This window comes from Pseudomonas fragariae (ex Marin et al. 2024) (assembly GCF_059621105.1).
Genome location: NZ_CM184369.1, coordinates 3701824 through 3720901, shown reverse-complemented (window position 1 = coordinate 3720901; position 19078 = coordinate 3701824). Strand labels below are relative to the sequence as shown.

Genomic DNA, 19078 nt, shown 5'->3' with positions numbered 1-19078 from the left:
ATGCGGTCTCCGTTGGAGCAGGTGCCAGGGCGCAATGCACATCAGGAAACACATCCCCGGATGATGACCGGGCACGGCGGGAAATGCCGACGCGTGCGGATGTCCTTCCCGGACACCCCGCCGGTTAGTGGGTTGAAGCGGGTCGGCAGGTCTCCTGACTGACACGTCATCGCCAGGCTCCGGCCTTCCCGGATCACGATCCAGTGGCAGTCATGGAGCAGGCTCGGTGCCTACAGTTGCGGGGGCAGTTTCGTTTTTCGCCTGGTGAGAAAGGCGTGCGAATTCCCTGTTAGTTCCTCTCGGAAACCGACGCGCGGCATGGTAAACGATAAGCGTTTTAGTGGCTAATCCTTTGCAGCGCCGCTGCAGCAGACCGCCGGCCAGGTCAAAATCGTCCCGATGGACACGGAACTTTCCGGAAAAACGCTTAAATTATCTTCATGTTCACGCCCGTAAAACCGCAAAGCCCCATTCCAGAGGGCTCGCGTGAAAAATATGGCGCTGGGCCACAACACGTTTTTCACATCTTCTTCACTGCATCGGGACGATGCTGAACCTATCTTGCCTGCATGGGAGCGGCGCAGACCTCGGGCACTCCCTGGGTCAACGCCAGACATAGGTTCATGGCAGGAGTGGTCCCTTGACCGACACGATAATCAACAAGAATGTACTGCCCCGTTCGGGCATCAGTCAGCGCTACAAATTGCATCGGCACATCGTATCGATGTCTGTTGCCGTCGTGCTTACGGCTATCTGCGCGTGGTTCTACGCGGCCTTCTCGGGCGTGCACGTGGTGGACCTGGGGGTGGGCAGCAACCTGAGCGTTTCCGGCCTCCGCGAGCACTGGCGACAAGGCGATGTGGTGGTGATGATTCGCCATGCCGAACGCTGTGACCGCTCGAACAACCCGTGCATGAGCGACGCCGACGGCATTACCTCCAACGGCCGCGACGCCGCTCTGGCGGTGGGCGCCGGGTTGCAGAAAATGGGCATGGACCACGCGCGCCTGATCGCCAGCCCCAAGACCCGCACGCAACAGACTGCGCAACTGTTGGCCGGGCACGCGGTGGCTGGCCAAGACTGGATCAACGACTGTGACAGCGGCTTCATGAAGGCTGTGCAGGCTCACAAGGTCAGCGGCGAGAACATGGTGCTGGTGACCCACAGTGGCTGCATCGACCAGTTCGAACGCAAGGCCGGCGTACCTGGCGGCGAGCGCTCGAGTGAGTACGCCCAGGCGTTTTTCGTACAAATAGACGGCAGCCACCCGCCGAAAATCCTCGGCTCCCTGAATGCCGGGCAATGGGCAAACCTCAACAGCGAGCAATTCAATTGACGACCTCTTCCAGCGCCAGGCTGCGGTTTTACGGCATCAACTTGGGTGTACCGGTGTTTTTCGCTCTACTGGTCTTCGTTACTTTCGACCTGACCACGATCGACCGGCAACTGACTGATCTGTTTTTTGATTCGACGGCCGGGGTGTTTCCCGTCGGCCAGAGTCATCTGTTCGAGAACATCACGCACAGATGGGCGCGGATTCTTCCGAACTGGACCGGGGAACTGGCGATCATCGGTGCGATGCTGTCCTTTGTCTGGCCGTTGCTGGAAAAATATGATGATTCGCGCCTCGCGAGACGGCTGACGGGCTCTCGGTTGGGCACCTTCCTGCGCTTTGCACGCAGGCACCGGCTGGACTTCTTTTTCGTCATCGTTGCCTTTGCGCTGAGCACCGCCATGATCCATTACCTGAAAAGCCACACCAGCGTTTACTGCCCCGTCGAGACCACCTTGTACGGTGGCAGCCAGGCGCACATCGAGTGGTTCAGGAACTTCAACCTGCTGCATGAGGCTGGCGCCGGGCGATGCTGGCCGGGCGGTCATGCGTCAAGCGCGTTCAGTCTGCTCGCCCTGTACTTCGTGGCTCGTCGCTATTGCTGGCGGCATTCGAACATCCTGCTGGCGGGCATTCTCCTGCTCGGGATGATTTACGGCACCACGCGGGTACTGCAAGGCTGGCACTTCATGTCACACACCTTCTGGGCGGGTATCGTGGTGTGGCTGAGTACACTGTTGGTCGCCTTGTGCTTCTATGGTCGATCAAGGTTGCAACAGCCGATTCACCAGGCGGTGGCCGTCAACAGACCTGATGCATTCGTCACGCAGCCTGCAGACACATTGGTAACAGGATCCCGGTCGGCCGGGTAGAAAGACAAGAAGGCGCGGCAATGAACATTCTGGTTATTGAAGACCACCGTGATATCCACGATAACCTGCTGGAATTCTTCGAACTCAGGGGGCATGCGGTAGAAGGGGCGCTGGACGGCCTGAGCGGGCTGCATCTGGCCGCCTCGAAACGCTTCGATGCGATCATTCTCGACATCATGCTGCCCGGCATCGACGGCAATCAGATCTGCCACAGCCTGCGCCAGTATTCGAAGTCGGAAGTCGCGATTGTGATGCTCAGCGCGCGCGATGAACTGGATGATCGGCTCACCGGTTTCAAGGTGGGGGCCGACGATTACATCACCAAGCCGTTCGCGATGTCCGAAGTGCTCGCCAGAGTCGAAGCGATCGTCAGCCGACGGCAGCGCCAGGACAACCGGATGATGGTGGTCGCCGACCTGCAGTTCGATCTGGACACCCTTGAAATCACCCGCAAAGGCGTGCCCTTGAAGCTCAACCCGACCAACATGAAGCTGTTGGAACTGTTGATGCGCAAGAGCCCGCATATCGTCAAGCGCTCCGAACTGGAAGAGGCGCTTTGGGGCCGTGATGCCCCGAACAGCAGCAGCCTGCGCAGCAACATTCATGTGCTCAGGCGGGTACTGGATGGCGGGCACGACACGCCGTTGCTGCACACCGCCCATGGCCTGGGTTACAAGCTGTGCGTGCAGCGCTGAGGCGCGTTCAGTCGGCGTTGAACAGGCGCCTGACTCATTGCGATCAGGGTTCGGGGTGAAGAATACCTTTCACTACCGGATCAAGCAGGTGAGCGTGTGTTATGAACTGTGCCCCTGTCTGGCCGGAAATGACATCCGGATGAACGAGCAGGATTTTTTTCTGCTCTGCTTGACTTCCTTTTCCGAATCAGTAACATAGCGCTCATTCCGCGATAGCTCAGTTGGTAGAGCAAGTGACTGTTAATCACTGGGTCCCTGGTTCGAGTCCAGGTCGTGGAGCCAGACAATACTTCAAAGGCAATGTATAAGGCCTTTGAACAAGAAAAACCCGCCTAATGGCGGGTTTTTTCGTTTTGGCGGTAATGCAACGCGGCTTCAGTATTCCTGGCTCGCGGCGCCTCAATATGGCGAAATAGTCCCCAACAAACCCACCGCGATTGCCAACAATAAAAAACCTATCAAAGAAAGTCCGAGCTTGCCCATGAGCGTCTCCTGCTGATCGATCCGTCTGTAACGAGCCGCAGGCGTCGCTCTTGGCGGTCATCCTGCGCGTTTGAAAGCGCTGCCATTATCGTGCTCGGACTGATTCTGGTACAGATTCAGAAACGGCTTAAAAATACGGATCAGTTGCCTTTGTGAAGGCATGAAAATGCTCAGAACGACGCGAGGATACGCCCCAGCATCGCCATGGCCTGCTCGCTGCGTTCATCCCAGGGTGTGCCGTAGTTGAGACGCGCGCAGTTCTTGAAGCGCCTGGACGCGGAAAAGATCGGGCCGGGTGCCAGGCTGATGCCCTGCGCGAGTGCGAGTTGAAAGAGCTGCAGCGAATCAACCTGCTCGGGGAATTCGAACCACAGAAAGTAGCCGCCGACGGGGCGGGTGACGCGTGTCGCCGCCGGGAAATAGCGGGCGGCAGCAGCGAGCATCGCGCCTTGTTGCAGTTCGAGGGTGTCACGCAGTTTGCGCAGATGGCGGTCATAGCCACCGTGCTTGAGGTAGTCGGCGAGCGCGGCCTGGGCGGGGACCGAAGGGGAGAGGGTGGTCATGAGCTTGAGGCGGTCAATCTGTTCGGTGTAACGACCGCCTGCCACCCAGCCGACCCGATAGCCGGGCGCGAGGGTCTTGGAAAACGAGCTGCAGTGCATCACCAGTCCGCTGCGATCCAGGCTTTTCACCGGGTGAGGCGCGTTGGCGCCGTAATACAGTTCGGCGTACACATCGTCCTCGATCAGCGGGATCTGCTGCTGTTCCAGCAGGTCGTAGAGCCTGATCCTGTTCGCCTGAGTCATGCTCGCGCCCAATGGGTTCTGAAAGCTGCTCATGAACCAGCAAGCCTTGATCGGCAGGCGTGTCAGGCTGTCCTGCAGCGAGTCGAGGTCCACGCCGTCACGCGGATGCACGGGGATTTCGACGGCTTTCAGCTTCAGACGCTCCAGCACTTGAAGGCAGGCATAGAACGCCGGGGCTTCGATGGCGACCAGGTCGCCGGGCTCGGTGACGCACTGCAGGCACAGGTTCAGGGCTTCCATCGCGCCATTGGTAATGACCAGTTCGTCCGCCGGCAAGCGCACGCCACTGATCATGTAGCGCAGGGCGATCTGTCGGCGCAGCTCGGGATTCCCGGTGGTCATGTCGCTGACGATGCCTGCAGGCGTCAGCGCACGCACAGCTGACGCCATCGACTTCGCCAGGCTCGCCAGCGGATACAGGTGCGGGCTGGGAAACGCCGAGCCGAACGGTACGGTGTCCGGGTCCTTGAGCGAGCCGAGCACTGAAAAGATCAGGTCGCTGACGCCCAGTTCGGTACCTTCGCTGGTATGTCTGACCAGTTCAGGTTCGGTCAGTGCGTTGGCGGCATGCTCACGCACGTAATACCCGGAGCGTGCGCGGGCCTGAATCAGTCCCTTGTCTTCCAGCAGGTAATAGGCCTTGAAGACCGTTGCCGGGCTGACGGACCAGGTGCGACTCGCGACCCGTACGGACGGGACTTTTTCCCCGGCGGGCAGGACGCCGCTGCGAATCATTTCCGAGATGTCGGCGGCGAATTTTTCGTAGCGTTTCATAAGCGGCATCGAATCGACAAGGCTGCATCATGAGCGAAACCGGCCATAACGAACAGAGACACAACAGCTGTAAAAAACAGTATCAGATGGCTTGTTCACGTGTTTCAGGGGGTTGCGCCATCCGTCACTCAGGTCGTTCGGAGAGATGACTTACGCTTGAACCCCTCAAACGGATAGGTCTATGATGCCAGCGCCTTACGACCCATCGAAGGAAATAGACGTGCCCCGTTCCAACTGGCTGCCTACGCCGCCTTAGCGCTACGCCCCCCTCGCAACACCTGACTGCCTTCTTGCTGCAGTCGCCCGTTGCTGCGCCCGTTTTTTGGTCGCCGCCACTCCCAATCTGACTACTCAATCGAAAACCGATGCTCCTGCTCGTCCGGCAATCGCTGCCGTGCGTCTTGCTGCGTCTGTCACAGGTATTCCCATGTTAGAAAAAATCAAAGCTACGTGGTTTTCCAACGTTCGTGCCGATGTATTGGCCGGGCTTGTTGTTGCATTGGCCCTGATTCCAGAGGCCATCGCGTTCTCCATCATTACCGGGGTAGACCCGAAAGTCGGGCTTTACGCGTCGTTCTGTATCTGCGTGGTCATCGCTTTCGTGGGCGGGCGCCCGGCGATGATTTCTGCGGCCACCGGTGCGATGGCCTTGCTGATGGTGAATCTGGTCAAAGAGCACGGGCTTCAGTATTTACTGGCCGCCACCTTGCTCTGCGGCGTACTGCAGATCATCGCCGGCTATCTGCGCCTGGGTGAATTGATGCGCTTCGTTTCACGCTCGGTGGTTACCGGGTTCGTGAATGCACTGGCAATTCTGATCTTCATGGCCCAGTTGCCGGAATTGACCCATGTGACCTGGCCGGTGTACGCCATGACCGCAGCGGGCCTGGCAATCATCTACCTGTTCCCGCGTGTGCCGGTGCTGGGAAAGCTGCTGCCTTCGCCGCTGGTGTGCATTCTGGTGCTCACCGCGATTTCCATTTACATGGGGCTTGATGTACGAACCGTGGGTGACATGGGCGCAATGCCCGACAGCCTGCCGACCTTCATGTGGCCGGACGTCGCGCTCAACCTCGACACGCTGTTGATCATTCTGCCGTATTCCGCCGCGCTGGCCGTGGTGGGCCTGCTGGAGTCGATGATGACCGCGACCATCGTCGATGACCTGACCGATACCACCAGTGACCGAAACCGTGAGTGCAAAGGGCAGGGCATTGCCAATATCGCCACGGGGCTGATCGGTGGCATGGCCGGCTGCGCCATGATCGGCCAGTCGATGATCAACGTGAAGTCTGGCGGCAGAACACGTCTTTCAACCCTCAGCGCAGGTTTGCTGCTGTTGATCATGATGCTGTTTCTGGGTGAATGGCTGGCGCGTATTCCGATGGCGGCGCTGGTGGCGGTGATGATCATGGTGTCGATCAGTACCTTCAGTTGGGGATCGATCCGCAGCCTGAAGGAGTACCCGCTCTCGACCAACATCGTGATGGTGGTCACCGTGGTGGTGGTCGTGGCGACCCACAACCTTGCCTATGGCGTGCTGGTCGGTTCTCTGCTTGCCTCGATGTTCTTTGCCAGCAAGATCGCTCATTTCCTGGAAGTCACGTCGCATCGTGATCCGTTGCACAGCCATCGCACCTACTACGTGACCGGCCAGGTATTCTTCGCCTCCGCTGACCGTTTCATGGCCTCGTTCGACCTGCGCGAAAGCCTCGAGACACTGGTCATCGATCTGCGCGAGGCGCATTTCTGGGACATCACCGCTATTGCCGCACTCGACAAGGTGGTTTTGAAACTGAGAAAAGCAGGTATCAGTGTGGACGTTATCGGCATGAACCGCGCCACCGCCACGCTGGTGGACCGGTTTGGTGTGCATGACAAGCCGGACGGTATCGACTCGTTGATGGGGCACTGATCTGCGGGGCCGGGCAGACAGGCTCAGCCCGGAATCTCCAAGCGGATGACGGATCCTCCGCCTGGTCTGTTGCGGACCTCGATAGTGCCGTCATGCTCGAGGCAAATGGCTCTGGCGATGGACAGGCCAAGGCCGCTGCCTCCCGAATAGCGCGCCCGCGAACGTTCGGCACGCCAGAAACGGTCGAAGACCTGTTCGAGGTTCTCCGAGTCAAAGCCGGGGCCGCGGTCCAAAACGCTCAGTTCCATGCGCCCTGCGCTGGCTCTGCCGACAATCAGCAGTTCTCCGCCCATTGCCGAATAGCGCAGCGCATTATCGACGAGAATATTCACCACCTGACCGATCCGGTCACGGTCGGCGTTGACGGTCAATTTCCGCGGGATATCGATCGTCACGACGACACCGGCCTCATCGAGCGGTGCGGCAAACCAGCCCAGCCGTTCGACCACCAGTTTCTCAAGGGAAAACTCCGTCTTGTCCAGGGTCAGCTGACCCGCGCTGGCGAGCGAGAGCAGGTGCAGATCACTCACCAGTTTGTTCAACTGGCCGAGCTGGCGGTGGACCATTTCCAGTTGTGCCAGGTCACGCGGGAACACCTCGTCGATCATGCCTTGTATGCGCCCCATGGCGGCATTCAGAGGCGTACGCAGCTCGTGGGCAATCATGGCGCTGGATTCGCTGACTTCCAGTTCGTAACGGCCGAGCTGGGTGGTCATGGTGTTGAAGTCGCTGACCAGTGCCTGTAGTTCGTCCGGGCCGTTGGTGCTCATCGGCAGGCGTGTCTTGAAATCACCCTGGGCGACCTGACGTGCGCCTCTGGCAATCGAGGAGAACTGGCTTGAAAGCGGACGGGAAAACAGAAAGCCGAAGAATATGATGATCGGGATCGCGATCGACACCAGCGCTGCCAGTACCCACCATTCCTTGTTGGCAATGCCCGGCAGCAGGTTTTCGATCGGGTAATACTCGACGAACAGTTCGCGCAGCTTGGCCATGTCCAGAGTGGGCTCGGCCTGCAGTCGAAGGAATTCCATGCGCACGTCGGCCGGCATTGCCTGCAGGGTGAGCCAGTCAGAGACCGTGACGTGCAGCCACATGCAAAACGCGATGACGATGACCGCACCGACGGCGAGCATGCTCATGCGCATGCCGACCCAGTGCCACAACGGTTTTTGTCTGTGCCTGAAAAAATGTCGCATGAGGATTACCTGAATCGATAGCCGACCGAACGGACGGTGACCAGCACGTTTTCCACGCCATGGATCTCCAGCTTGCGCCGCAGGTTATGCACATGCGCATCGACAACCCTGGCCAGCGCCTCGCTGTCGGGCAGGCAGATTTCCAGCAGTTCTTCGCGAGTGAAGGCCTTGGACGGCGTTTTCAGCAGCGTTGAAAGGATCTTGAACTCGGTAGGTGTCAGGTCGAGTACGGTCTCTGCGCCATCCTGACCTTCAATGATCGCGGTGACCGCATCCAGCTCCACCAGCAGGTTCTGGTAGCGCAAATGACGCTCGTTATTGCCGTTCTGCTGGGAGCGCCGCAGAACCGCGTGCACGCGGGCCACCACTTCCCGAGGGTTGTAGGGCTTGACCACATAATCGTCGGCCCCATAGCGCAAGGCACCGAGCTTTTCCGGTTCGTCGCCCATGGCGGTGACCATGATCACCGGCGTGTCGCTGCAGCGCCGGACTGCCGAAAGCACGTCCGTGCCACTGACAAGCGGCAGCATGACGTCCAGCAGAATCAGGTCGGGTTTCCACTGACGGTGCATATCGATACCGCGCTGACCGTTTTCGGCCAGCCCGACGTTGAAGCCGTCACGACGCAGGTAAGCCTCAAGAATGCTGGCACTGTCGGCATCGTCTTCAACGATAAGAATGCGTTTTCCTGACACGAGCGCGCCTCTTGATCAAGTCTTGATAATTCACGAACGGTTTGTTGAAAGTCGACGTTCAGGATGCTGCCCAGAGCCCACTGTCGCGGACAGATCCTATGCCGATGAGTACACCGCTGTCCAAGCGTATCCGCAACCGCCGCCGGTATGGCCTGGCCATGCTCGCGAGCCTGGTTCTTTCGGGCTGCTCGTTGATACCGGCCTATCAGCGTCCAGCGTTGCCGGTCCCTGTCGATCAGGTGTCTGCTGTTGTCCGGGCCTCGAGTACTTCCGCCGACCTGACGCTCACTGCCGACGAAGAAGCGCTCGCTGCCGAGTTGTCGCCAAAGGGAGAGCTGCGCGGGCTGCTGCAATCGGCTCTGGCGTTCAATCGCGATTTTCGTGTGGCGGTGCTGCGTGTGGAGGAGGCCAGGGCAATGCGCGGCATCACCCGTGCCGATCGTTTTCCGACCCTTGCTGCAGGTGTCGAGCGCGATCGTCAGCACTTCGATAATGCGGCCGCCGACGAGCGTTATGGCCAGGACATTTCCATCGCGTCGGTGGGCGTCTCTGACTTCGAACTGGATTTCTTCGGGCGCGTGCGTAGCCTGTCGGAGGCGGCGCGGCACGATTATCTGGCCAGCACCTACGGCCAGCAGGCGGCACGCAGTGCGCTGGTTGCGGAAGTCGCCCGCGCCTGGCTGGCCGAGCGTCTGGCCGCCGCCGTGCAGCAGGATGCGCAGGCGGTTCACGAGGCGCGGCTGATGCTGGTCAAGGCGGCCGAAGAGCAGCAGCGTCAAGGTGCACTTTCGCTGGACGATCTGATGGTTCAGCGCCTCGACACTCTGACCGCGCAACAGCAGGTACAGGATGCGGCAAGCGATCACGCCAACGCGTCGCAGGCCTTGTTGTTGCTTACCGGCTATTCGACAGCGTTGCCCGCGACTAAGCCAGATACCCCTGCGCTGACCGCCGCGCTGGTAGAGACGCCGGCCTGGCTGTCGAATCTGCCGTCTCAGCGTCTGCTGGAGCGTTTTGACATCCGCCAGCGCGAAGAAGCGCTCAAGGCCAGCAATGCCAACATTGGTGCTGCCCGTGCGGCGTTCTTTCCGTCCATAAAACTCAGTACCGGCGTGGGCTTGCAGAGCGACAGCCTGCGCACCTTGTTCAGCAACGGCAGCGGTGCCTGGCTGTTCACCCCGCAATTGAATCTGCCGCTGTTCGACGGCGGGCGTAATCAGGCCAACCTGGATCTTGCCAAGGTGCGTCAGCAGATCGCGGTGGCCGAGTATGAAAAGGCCGTGCAGAACGCCTTCCGTGAAATGTCCGCCGTGCTGACCCGCCGTCAGCAGGCCCTGAACCAGGTCCGCAACGAGGTCGAGCGGGTGGCGCTGGTCCAGGAAAAAGTGCGGCGCCTGTCCTTTGAACTCAATGCGGGCGCCGTCGAGCGCACGGCATTGCTGGTTTCCACTCTCCGTATTGCCGAAGCCGACGCAGCCGCTCGCAAGTCCCTCGATGCGCTGCAGCAAAACCGCATCGATGTGTTTCGAGTGCTGCACGGAGCAGAACCGACAACCCCACCCCAATCCTGAATGAAACCGGAGTATCCCCATGAGCCCTGCAATCTCTCGTACTCACCTGCGCTCTGCGCTGCTTAAACCTGTGCTGACCGTGTTGATCACCTCTGCGGCCATGACCCTGGCCGGTCAGGCCTGCGCGCAGGACAGCACTGCTCAAGGCCAATCGATTCTGGGTGACAGGTTCAACGTCAATTTCGGACTCGGCATGGCCGTGCTGCCGCGCTACATGGGGGCTGATGAATACCGCAGTCAGGTGGTGCCCATGCTGACGGTCCAGCGTGGCATCTTCTTCGCCGACACCACGCGCGGTCTGGGGCTGCAATGGCAGTCGGATTCCGGGTTCGGTGCCAGCGCTGCACTCAATTACGATTTCGGTCGTACCGAGAAAAACAGCACGAATCGGCCGGGTTCCAACGAGCTGATAGGGATGGGTACCGTCAAGGGCGCGACCGTTGGCGACTTCATGGTTTCTCAGCAACTGATGCCGTGGCTGTCCGTCAGTGCCGAGGCCGAACTGCGGGTGGCTGGCGAACAACGTGGCAATCGCTATCGGTTGGGCTTCGAGGGCATCGCTTATCACAGCCAGACCGACACGGTGACCCTCGACATTGATGCGCACGCCGGTGACGGTCGTTACAACCAGACCTATTTCGGCGTGAGTCCGATTCAGAGTCAGCGCACCGGCTTCTCCCGTTTCAACGCAGACAGCGGCATTTACGCGTACTCGGCGGCGCTCGCCTGGCAGCATACCTTCGACGCCCACTGGTCAACCGTCGCAAGCGTCGGGGTGACGCACTACACCGACCAGACCCGGGGCAGCCCGTTGGTCGAGACCGATGCCGAAGGCAGTGGCCTGATTGCCTTGAATTACGCTTTCTGAAGGGTTGAAGCCTGCCATGCGATTGAATCCTGATGCGTTTCCTGCTCTACGGCGGTGTGTGTCACGCGCTTGCGGCGTCGTACTGATCACTCTGATGATCAGTGGTTGCGGTGATAAACAGACGACCAGTGCTTCGCCTGTCCGGGCGGTCAAGGTTGAGACGGTGCGGGCAGGAGAGGGCGCTGCGTTACGCTTCATCGGCACTGTTCGAGAGCAGGAGCGCGCCAGTCTGGCGTTTGAATCGGCAGGCACCCTGACAGAGCTGCGGGTCGACATTGGCGATAGCGTCAAGCCGGGCCAGGTGCTCGCCCGCCTTGATCCGCAGCCTGCGCAATTGCGTCTGCAGGAGGCGCAGGCCGCTTTGCGGCTGGCTCGGGCTCAGGCGCTGGAGCGCCAGCGTAACTACCAGCGTCAGCAAAACCTGCTCGCAGCGGGCAGTGTCGCCCAGAGCGTGGTCGAGTCGGCCCAGTCGTCCAGTGAACAAGCCAGCGCCGAGCTGATCCGCACGCAAGCCGAGCTGGACCTGGCCCGTCGCGAACTGGATCGCACCCGCTTGATCGCCCCCTTTGCCGGGCGCGTGGTGGCCCGCCATGCACAACCGCAGAACTTGTTACCCGCCGGGCAGGTGCTGCTGGATGTCGAATCCGCTGCAGAGCAACAAGTGGTGGCAGCTGTTCCGCTGGCACTTGCCGATTCGCTTCAGCCTGGCGACCTCGCCAGTGCCTCGAATAGTGCAGACGGTACGGCAGGGTTTGATCTCGCCCTGGAAGGCATTTCGCCCCGAGCCGATGACGGGCTGGTCAGAACGGCCGTGTTCCGAGTGCTGCGGCCTGCCGGCATGCTGCCCAGTGGCGTCACGCTGCTTGTGCAAATGCATCCCGCTGCCGACGCACAGGCGCTGTCGGTTCCGCTGCAAGCGTTATGGATGGGGACCAGCAGCCACCTTGCCGAAGTCTTCGTCTACCAGTCGGGAGGAACAGTCGCCGTCCGCTCTGTCACGCTGGGTACAGTCAGAGAAGGCCGTGCACTGATCGTCAGCGGGCTGGTCGCAGGTGAGCAGGTGGTCACTGCCGGCGCCGCCTTTCTGCAGGACGGTCAGCCCGTCACGCTGTTTCACTCAGACACTCGCCTGAGCGGTGCCACGCAATGAACCTTACCTCCCGCGCCATGGGCGCTAGCCGTTTGACGCTGTTTGCCGCCTTGCTGATTTTGCTGGCTGGTGTCGTTACCTTTTTGAGCTTTCCTTCTCAGGAAGAGCCGTCGGTGACCGTTCGCGACGCACTGGTCAGCGTGTCTCTGGAAGGGCTGTCCGCAGAGCGCACCGAGGAACTGCTCGCCAGGCCGCTCGAAGAGCGTATTCGTGAACTGGCCGAGATCAAGAACGTGCTCACCACGGTCCAGCCTGGCCGAGTGATCGTGCAGGTCACGGCGTATGACAACGTCAAGGATCTCGGGCTGCTGTGGCAACGGCTCCGGGCGAAGGTGAGCGAAACGAGCGGTGGTTTTCCGCCTGGCACCCAAGGGCCTTTCGTCGATGATGATTTCGGTCGCGTCGCCGTGGCTTCGGTCGCGCTGACCGCGCCGGGTTTCACCATGAGCGAGATGCGCGGGCCGATCAAACGCTTGCGCGATCAGCTGTATGCGCTCAAGGGCGTCGATCAGGTCCAGCTGTATGGGCTGCAGGATGAACGCATTTACCTCGACTTCAATCACCAGACGCTGGCCGCCGCCGGACTTTCCCCGCAACAGCTGCTTCAGCAACTGCAGGCCCGCAACCTGATCGCAACGGGAGGCAACCCGGTCATCGGCCAGCAGAGCACCACGCTTTCGATCAGTGGCGAGGTGCTTTCGCCGGAGCAACTTCGGCAGTTCCCGGTGCAGTTGCCCAGTGGTCAGAAGGTCGCGTTGCAGAACCTGAGCAGGGTATCGGTGAGCCCTGTCGACCCGCCTGAAACCGAAGCGATCTATCAGGGACAGGACGCCGTGGTATTGGCCGTTTCGATGCAGCCAGGCCTCAATGTGCAAACGTTCGGTGATGCCTTGCGCAAGCGACTCGGTGAGCTGGAGCAGCAACTTCCGACGGGCTTTACCTTACACGTGGTGACCTTCCAGTCCAGCGTGGTCGAGCACGAGATGAACAAGATGTATCACGTCATGGCCGAGACGGTGGTGATCGTGATGTGCGTGGTCATGCTGTTTCTGGGCTGGCGCACCGGGCTGGTGGTCGGGGTAATTGTGCCCTTGACCATCCTCAGTACGCTGCTGGTCATGCGCGCCCTGGGGATCGAGCTGCAGACGGTGTCGATTGCCGCGATCATCCTGGCCCTGGGGTTGCTGGTGGATAACGGCATTGTCATCGCCGAAGACATCGAGCGACGCCTGCATGCGGGAGAGGATCGACGGCGCGCCTGTGAGGAGGCAGGGCGCACCTTGATGGTCCCTCTGCTGACCTCTTCACTGGTCATCGTGCTGGCGTTTTCGCCCTTCTTTCTGGGGCAGACCAGCACCAACGAATACCTGCGGTCGCTGGCGGTTGTGCTCGCCACGACGCTGATCAGCTCCTGGCTGCTCAGCGTCACGGTGACGCCTCTGTTGTGCTTCTATTTCGCCAGGGTGCCGGCCGTCACGGCGTCGGCGGATGAGGCTGATGAGGCTGATGAGGCTGATGAGTATGCCTCGGTGTTCTACCGTGGCTATCGCAAGGTCATCGAGGGGTTGCTGAATCACTCGCTGCTCTTCATTGCCTGCATGATGGGGTTGCTGGCGTTGGCGGTCGTGGTGCTGACCCGGGTGCCGTACGATTTTCTGCCGAAGTCGGACCGCATGCAGTTCCAGATCCCGCTGGTGCTGGAGCCCGGCAGCAGCTCGCGTGACACGTCGCAGGCGGTGCGTGATATCAGCCAGTGGCTGAGCAGCGATCAGGATGTGGAACACAGCATTGGCTATGTCGCCAGTGGCGGGCCGCGTATCGTGCTTGGCCTCAATCCCCCGTTGCCCGCGCCGAATATCGCGTACTTCACTGTCAGCGTGCGCGAAGGCGCGAATCTCGATGCGGTGATCGAGCGCACACGGCATTTCATCCTCGCGCAGCACCCCGAAATCGAAGCGCAGCCCAAACGATTCTCGATGGGCACCACCGAGGCGGGGATTGCGGTCTACCGGGTCATCGGTCCTGACGAGAACGTGCTGCGCGGTATTAGCCGGCAGATCGAGCAGGCGTTATCGGCGTTGCCCGGAACCCTGGACGTCCACGATGACTGGCGGACCCGATTGCTGCGTTACGACGTTGTCGTCGATCCGTACAAGGCCTTGCAGGCCGGTGTTGCCACTCAGGACATCGCCCAGGCCCTGCAACTGAGAAACAGCGGGCTGTCCGTGTCGTCGCTGCAGGATGGCGATACTGCTGTCGCCGTTGTGGCGCGCGAGCAGAGCACGCTGAGCAAACCGGGCAATGATCTGGACAGCACATTGATTTACCCGGCTTCCGGGGGCGCGCCGTTGATGTTGTCGGCCATTGCCACTGTCGAGCCCAGGGCCGAGGCATCGACCATCCAGCGGCGTAATCTGCAACGCGCGATCACGGTGGTCGGACACAATCCGTCAATGACAGCGACCTCGATCGTCGAGCAGTTGGCCCCGCAGATGGCTGCAATCAGCCTGCCGGCGGGTTACCACATCGAACCGGGTGGCGAAATAGAAGACTCGGCCGAGGCCAATCAGGCGCTGCTGCAGTACATGCCACACGCGCTGGTCGCGATGCTGTTGTTGTTCGTCTGGCAGTTCAATTCGTTCCGCAAGCTGCTGATCGTCATCTCCAGCGTGCCCTTCGTGCTGATCGGCGTGGCGCTGGCATTGGTGCTCACTGGCTATCCGTTCGGCTTCATGGCCACCTTCGGGCTGCTGTCGCTGGCCGGCATCATCGTCAACAATGCCGTGCTGCTGCTCGAACGTATCGAGGCTGAGCGCGAGCAAGGCCTGGCGGTGCGTGACGCAGTGGTCCATGCCGCGATCAAGCGCTTGCGGCCGATCGTGATGACCAAACTGACCTGCATCATCGGGCTGGTGCCGCTGATGCTGTTTGCCGGTCCGCTCTGGGAGGGCATGGCGATCACCATCATGGGTGGCCTTGCATTGGGCACGCTGGTGACACTGGGCCTGATTCCGATCCTCTACGCGCTGCTTTTCGACCGCTTCGAGCGCTGGCGCAAGGCGAGCTGAGCCATGACGGCCGGTGCCTGTGTAAGGTATGGTCCTGAAAAACCTCGACGAACCGAACACAAGGATGAAACACATGCGCTCATTTTCCCGCTCGCCACTGGCTGCTCATCTCGCCTTGGCGCTTGCGTTGACAGCTCTGGCACCGGCGGCCATGGCCGAACCGCACAAGGCCATCCAGGCCGATGCCGAGCAATACAAGGACGAAGCCTTGAAACTGCTGGAGCGTCTGGTGAACATCGACTCGGGTTCCGGGTATGTACCGGGCCTGACCAAGGTCAGCGACATCGCGATCGAAGAACTGAAAAAGCTCGGTGCCACTATCGAGCTCGTTCCAAATACGCCAGAAGCCAGCAACCACGTCATCGCCACCCTGAAAGGCACCGGCAAGGCGAAGATTCTGCTGATGGCGCACATGGACACCGTGTTCAAGGAAGGCTCCGCGGCCGAGCGTCCATTTCATATCGAGGACGGGCGTGCCTACGGCCCAGGCGTGATGGATGACAAGGGCGGCATCGTTGCGGCTATCTATGCGCTGAAAGTCTTGCACAACCTGAAGTTCACCGACTACGCGCAGATCACGGTGCTGCTCGACGCCAGTGAGGAGACTGGCTCAGGCGTCGCTACCGAGCTGATCAAGAAAACCGCGAAGGAGCATGACGTCACGCTCAACCTGGAGCCGGGACGTCCGGCCGACGGTCTGGTGGTGTGGCGCAAAGGCTCGGCAACCGCACTGGTCGAAGTCAAGGGCAAGGCCTCGCATGCAGGCGTTGCGCCTGAGTTGGGACGTAACGCCGCGACCGAAGTTGCCCATCAGATCCTGCAACTCGGCAAGCTGGGTGACGAGGAGAAGAAAACCACCATCAACTTCACCGTGCTCAAGGCGGGAGACCGCACCAACGTGATTCCTGATCAGGCCAGCGCCAAGGCCGATGTGCGTGCTGCCGTACCGGAGGAGTTTGACCGCGTCGAGCAGGATCTGGCCAGGGTGTCGGCCAACAGGTTGGTGCCTGATACCGAGGTCAAGACCAGTCTGGTCCGTGGCCTGCCACCGATGCCGCAAACCGCGCAGTCCGATGCATTGGTCGCGATGGCGCAAGGCATCTACGGTGAGCTGGGCCGCACCCTGACCATCGAGGGCAGCGGCGGGGCGGCGGATTCAAGCCTGTCTGCCAGCGTGGGCACGCCGACGCTGGACGGCTTCGGTATTGTCGGCGGCAATATCCATACGCTTGAAGAGTATGCCGAAGTGGGCAGCGTGGCGCCGCGGATCTACTTGCTGTCGCGAATGATCATGAAGTTGTCCGGGCAACAGTGATTCCACAGGCCTCCCGTGCGTGGCGCGGGAGGCTGTAGAGTTTAAACAGATACAGGGCTCCCCCCGAGACTGCATACAAAGGGAGGTGGCGCTGATTCTGGCGTAGCGGTTCATCGTCGAGTGGTGGCCGACAACTAGTGGTTATTACTCATCCCCGTTTTTCTCATGCGCCACATCACATGGCTTGACCGAAACCTGCTGCCTCTGTTGACACGCTAACCATGCAGAAAGGACCGTCTTCGCGGCTCCAGAGCCCTGGAAGGTCAGCATGCTTTCGCCTGTTTCCTTAACCCATAGTCCTTTTATTAGTGTGTCTGCGGCCTTGAGCCGAGCCGGTTTTCGCGTGCTAGCCGATTAGCGTTTCTGCATATATTTAATTACGACCTTAATACTACGTCGAAAAGATACGCTCCTCCCTATCAATACTAAGCACATGATCCTTGGGCTCAGGCTAAAGGTCCGCACTGTCAAAATTAACTTCAAAAAAAGTTCAACAAATCGGATACAAGGTCGATACAAATAATTGACGCCGCCATGATGGCGTTCTAATATTGCCCACCTTTTTGATATCAATATGCTACCGCAAGGACGCGCCGTGTATCCTCATGCTTCGAAACTGGCTTTGCTGCTCCTGCTCGCCATCGCGCCAGCTACCTCGCTTGCAGCCACTGCCCCCGCCAGTTTGCCAGGTGACCAGGATCTTATTCGTGACCGTCAGGACCGCCTGCTCGAAGAGCAGCGCCGCCGTCTTGAAGAACTCAAGGATCTGCCGGGCAAACAAGCCACGCCCGCTGCCCCGACTTCCCCGGCCGATACACGTTGTTTCACCATCGATCGTATCGAGCTCAAGGGCGCCGACTCGCTGTCTTCTGCCGAGCGCGATGCGCTGACCAAACCCTATATTGGCAAGTGCCTTGGTGTCGCGCAGCTCAATGAACTGCTGAAAGTCATCACCGATCACTACCTCGAAAAAGGCCTGGTGACGACTCGCGCCTACCTGCCGCAGCAGGACCTGTCGACAGGCGACCTGCAAGTGCTGGTCATCGAAGGCAAGCTGGAGCATCTGCGTGGCGATACCGCCAGCGGTCTGTCAGCGCGTGAGCTGGCCATGACGTTTCCCGGCAGCGAAGGCCAGATGGTCAACCTGCGCGAAATCGAGCAGATGGTCGATCAGCTCAATCGCCTGCCATCCAATCAGGCGCAGATGGAACTGACCCCCGGCCAAGTCGTCGGCGGCAGTGACGTAGTGGTCAAGAACACCCCGCAAAAACCATGGCGAGCCAACCTGTCGCGTACCAACGAAGGCCAGCGCAGCACCGGTGAGCAGCAATGGAACGCCGGCCTCGAGTGGGATAATCCGTCAGGGCTGGCCGACCAGTTCAGCCTGCGCGGCGGCCACGATGCGATCAGCGATCGGCAGAAAGCCTCCCGCAATGCCTCGCTTGCCTACAGCCTGCCGTGGGGCTGGTGGACGTTCAGCTACCTGTACAACACCAGCGAATACCGTTCGGTGGCGCAGGCCTCGAACGTCAACTTCAAGCAGGACGGCGATAGCCAGAACCACCAGTTCAAGGCCGAGCGGGTCGTGTATCGCGACGCGCTGAGCAAGACCTCGCTCAATGCCGGTCTGTCCTACCTGCGCACCAACAACTACGTCGAAGACAGCAAACTGGCGGTCAGCAGCAATCGCATCACCGAGGCGCAGTTCGGTATCAACCACGGGCGGCGGGTTGGCTCGGCGTTCGTCAACATCGATCTGGGCATGCAGCAAGGTATCGGTGCACTGGACGCGCAGGGCAACCACGATCCTCGCCCGGGTGAAGCCGATGCACGTTATCGCAAATACACCGGCACCCTCAGCTACCTGCACCCCTTTCAACTGTGGGGCGAAAACCTGAGCTTTACCAGCCTGGCCACCGGGCAGCGCAGTGAGGATGTGCTGTTCAGTTCGCAACGCACCAGCCTGGGCGGATCGGCATCGGTGCGCGGTTACAAGGATGAGTTTCTGTCGGGCGACAGCGGTGGTTACTGGCGTAACGAGTTGCGCCTGACTCGCCCGGTCACCCTGGACTGGATGCGCCCGGTGTTCGCCGAGTATGGCGCGGCCGCCGGTTACGACCAGGGTGTTATCCGCAACGACCGTTACAACGGTGAGCAGCATGGGCGCTTGTCCAGCAACTCGTTCGAGCTGTTTACCCGAGGCCAGCACGTTGCTGCCTCAGTGACCTTCGCTCATTCCCTGGAACGTCCCGATGTGATCGAACGCGAAGCGCCGATCTATTTCCGTATGGACTTTTTCCTCTAATCACACCGTATTCAACCCACCTGTTTCGA

13 protein-coding genes, 1 tRNA gene and 1 riboswitch are annotated in these 19078 nt (G+C 60.3%); of the genes, 11 read left to right on the top strand and 3 right to left on the bottom strand.

All coding sequences use genetic code 11. The features are described 5' to 3' along the window. Positions 1–127 precede the first annotated feature (127 nt). Positions 128–326: riboswitch (cobalamin riboswitch) on the bottom strand. Between the two features lie 314 nt (positions 327–640). From pmrG to AC54XV_RS15875, 4 genes are all read left to right on the top strand, one after another. Beyond that, positions 641–1336, top strand: coding sequence for a lipopolysaccharide core heptose(II)-phosphate phosphatase PmrG (gene pmrG, locus AC54XV_RS15890; RefSeq protein ID WP_496717064.1), 696 nt, complete (start codon positions 641–643; stop codon positions 1334–1336). Then, the gene (locus tag AC54XV_RS15885) at positions 1303–2205 is read left to right on the top strand and encodes a phosphatase PAP2 family protein (RefSeq protein ID WP_058823059.1); all 903 of its coding nucleotides are present in this window, start codon (positions 1303–1305) and stop codon (positions 2203–2205) included. Before pmrG ends, AC54XV_RS15885 begins: the two co-directional genes overlap by 34 nt. Before the next feature lie 20 nt (positions 2206–2225). Next, the gene (locus AC54XV_RS15880) at positions 2226–2900 is read left to right on the top strand and encodes a response regulator transcription factor (protein WP_058823058.1); all 675 of its coding nucleotides are present in this window, start codon (positions 2226–2228) and stop codon (positions 2898–2900) included. A gap of 206 nt (positions 2901–3106) precedes the next feature. Beyond that, positions 3107–3182, top strand: a tRNA-Asn gene (locus AC54XV_RS15875). A 371-nt stretch (positions 3183–3553) separates the two neighbouring features. Here AC54XV_RS15875 and mapR read toward each other — a convergent pair. After that, the gene (gene mapR / locus AC54XV_RS15870; RefSeq protein ID WP_003407421.1) at positions 3554–4963 is read right to left on the bottom strand and encodes a GntR family transcriptional regulator MpaR; all 1410 of its coding nucleotides are present in this window, start codon (positions 4961–4963) and stop codon (positions 3554–3556) included. Between the two features lie 427 nt (positions 4964–5390). Here mapR and AC54XV_RS15865 point away from each other — a divergent pair, with 427 nt between their 5' ends. Further along, positions 5391–6878 (top strand): SulP family inorganic anion transporter, encoded by a 1488-nt coding sequence (locus tag AC54XV_RS15865; protein ID WP_122319984.1) that lies wholly within the window; start codon positions 5391–5393, stop codon positions 6876–6878. Between the two features lie 23 nt (positions 6879–6901). On the opposite strand, the gene AC54XV_RS15860 is transcribed toward AC54XV_RS15865, so the two are convergent. Both AC54XV_RS15860 and AC54XV_RS15855 read right to left on the bottom strand, forming a co-directional pair. Further along, positions 6902–8077, bottom strand: a complete 1176-nt coding sequence (locus tag AC54XV_RS15860) for a sensor histidine kinase (RefSeq protein WP_060406423.1) — start codon at positions 8075–8077, stop codon at positions 6902–6904. Positions 8078–8082: 5 nt separating this feature from the next. Next, entirely contained in the window at positions 8083–8772 is a 690-nt protein-coding gene (locus tag AC54XV_RS15855; RefSeq protein ID WP_003435879.1) for a response regulator, read from the bottom strand. A 98-nt stretch (positions 8773–8870) separates the two neighbouring features. On the opposite strand from AC54XV_RS15855, the gene AC54XV_RS15850 reads away from it, so the two are divergent. The 6 genes from AC54XV_RS15850 (at position 8871) to AC54XV_RS15825 (ending at position 19049) form a co-directional block, all read left to right on the top strand. Continuing rightward, positions 8871–10343: an efflux transporter outer membrane subunit gene (locus AC54XV_RS15850; protein ID WP_496717059.1), complete on the top strand. Its 1473-nt coding sequence runs from the start codon at positions 8871–8873 to the stop codon at positions 10341–10343. Between the two features lie 19 nt (positions 10344–10362). Continuing rightward, positions 10363–11211: a MipA/OmpV family protein gene (locus AC54XV_RS15845; RefSeq protein WP_024639616.1), complete on the top strand. Its 849-nt coding sequence runs from the start codon at positions 10363–10365 to the stop codon at positions 11209–11211. Between the two features lie 94 nt (positions 11212–11305). After that, positions 11306–12361, top strand: coding sequence for an efflux RND transporter periplasmic adaptor subunit (locus AC54XV_RS15840; protein WP_496717057.1), 1056 nt, complete (start codon positions 11306–11308; stop codon positions 12359–12361). After that, complete coding sequence (locus AC54XV_RS15835; protein WP_058398223.1) at positions 12358–15429, top strand: efflux RND transporter permease subunit; 3072 nt, start codon at positions 12358–12360, stop codon at positions 15427–15429. The genes AC54XV_RS15840 and AC54XV_RS15835 overlap by 4 nt, the downstream gene beginning before the upstream one ends. 73 nt (positions 15430–15502) lie before the next feature. Next, positions 15503–16744, top strand: coding sequence for a M20/M25/M40 family metallo-hydrolase (locus tag AC54XV_RS15830; RefSeq protein WP_058398224.1), 1242 nt, complete (start codon positions 15503–15505; stop codon positions 16742–16744). Positions 16745–17339: 595 nt separating this feature from the next. Continuing rightward, positions 17340–19049 carry a ShlB/FhaC/HecB family hemolysin secretion/activation protein gene (locus tag AC54XV_RS15825; RefSeq protein WP_058398225.1) on the top strand — a complete coding sequence of 570 codons (1710 nt, stop codon included), beginning with the start codon at positions 17340–17342 and terminating at the stop codon, positions 19047–19049. Positions 19050–19078: the final 29 nt, after the last annotated feature.

Excerpts from the sequence above, each read along its gene's own strand:
- AC54XV_RS15885 (WP_058823059.1), top strand. The coding sequence starts at position 1,303 with ATGGGCAAACCTCAACAGCGAGCAATTCAATTGACGACCTCTTCCAGC.
- AC54XV_RS15865 (WP_122319984.1), top strand. The coding sequence starts at position 5,391 with ATGTTAGAAAAAATCAAAGCTACGTGGTTTTCCAACGTTCGTGCCGAT.
- AC54XV_RS15850 (WP_496717059.1), top strand. The coding sequence starts at position 8,871 with ATGCCGATGAGTACACCGCTGTCCAAGCGTATCCGCAACCGCCGCCGG.
- mapR (WP_003407421.1), bottom strand. The coding sequence starts at position 4,963 with ATGAAACGCTACGAAAAATTCGCCGCCGACATCTCGGAAATGATTCGC.
- AC54XV_RS15860 (WP_060406423.1), bottom strand. The coding sequence starts at position 8,077 with ATGCGACATTTTTTCAGGCACAGACAAAAACCGTTGTGGCACTGGGTC.
- AC54XV_RS15830 (WP_058398224.1), top strand. The coding sequence starts at position 15,503 with ATGCGCTCATTTTCCCGCTCGCCACTGGCTGCTCATCTCGCCTTGGCG.
- AC54XV_RS15880 (WP_058823058.1), top strand. The coding sequence starts at position 2,226 with ATGAACATTCTGGTTATTGAAGACCACCGTGATATCCACGATAACCTG.
- AC54XV_RS15845 (WP_024639616.1), top strand. The coding sequence starts at position 10,363 with ATGAGCCCTGCAATCTCTCGTACTCACCTGCGCTCTGCGCTGCTTAAA.
- AC54XV_RS15835 (WP_058398223.1), top strand. The coding sequence starts at position 12,358 with ATGAACCTTACCTCCCGCGCCATGGGCGCTAGCCGTTTGACGCTGTTT.
- AC54XV_RS15840 (WP_496717057.1), top strand. The coding sequence starts at position 11,306 with ATGATCAGTGGTTGCGGTGATAAACAGACGACCAGTGCTTCGCCTGTC.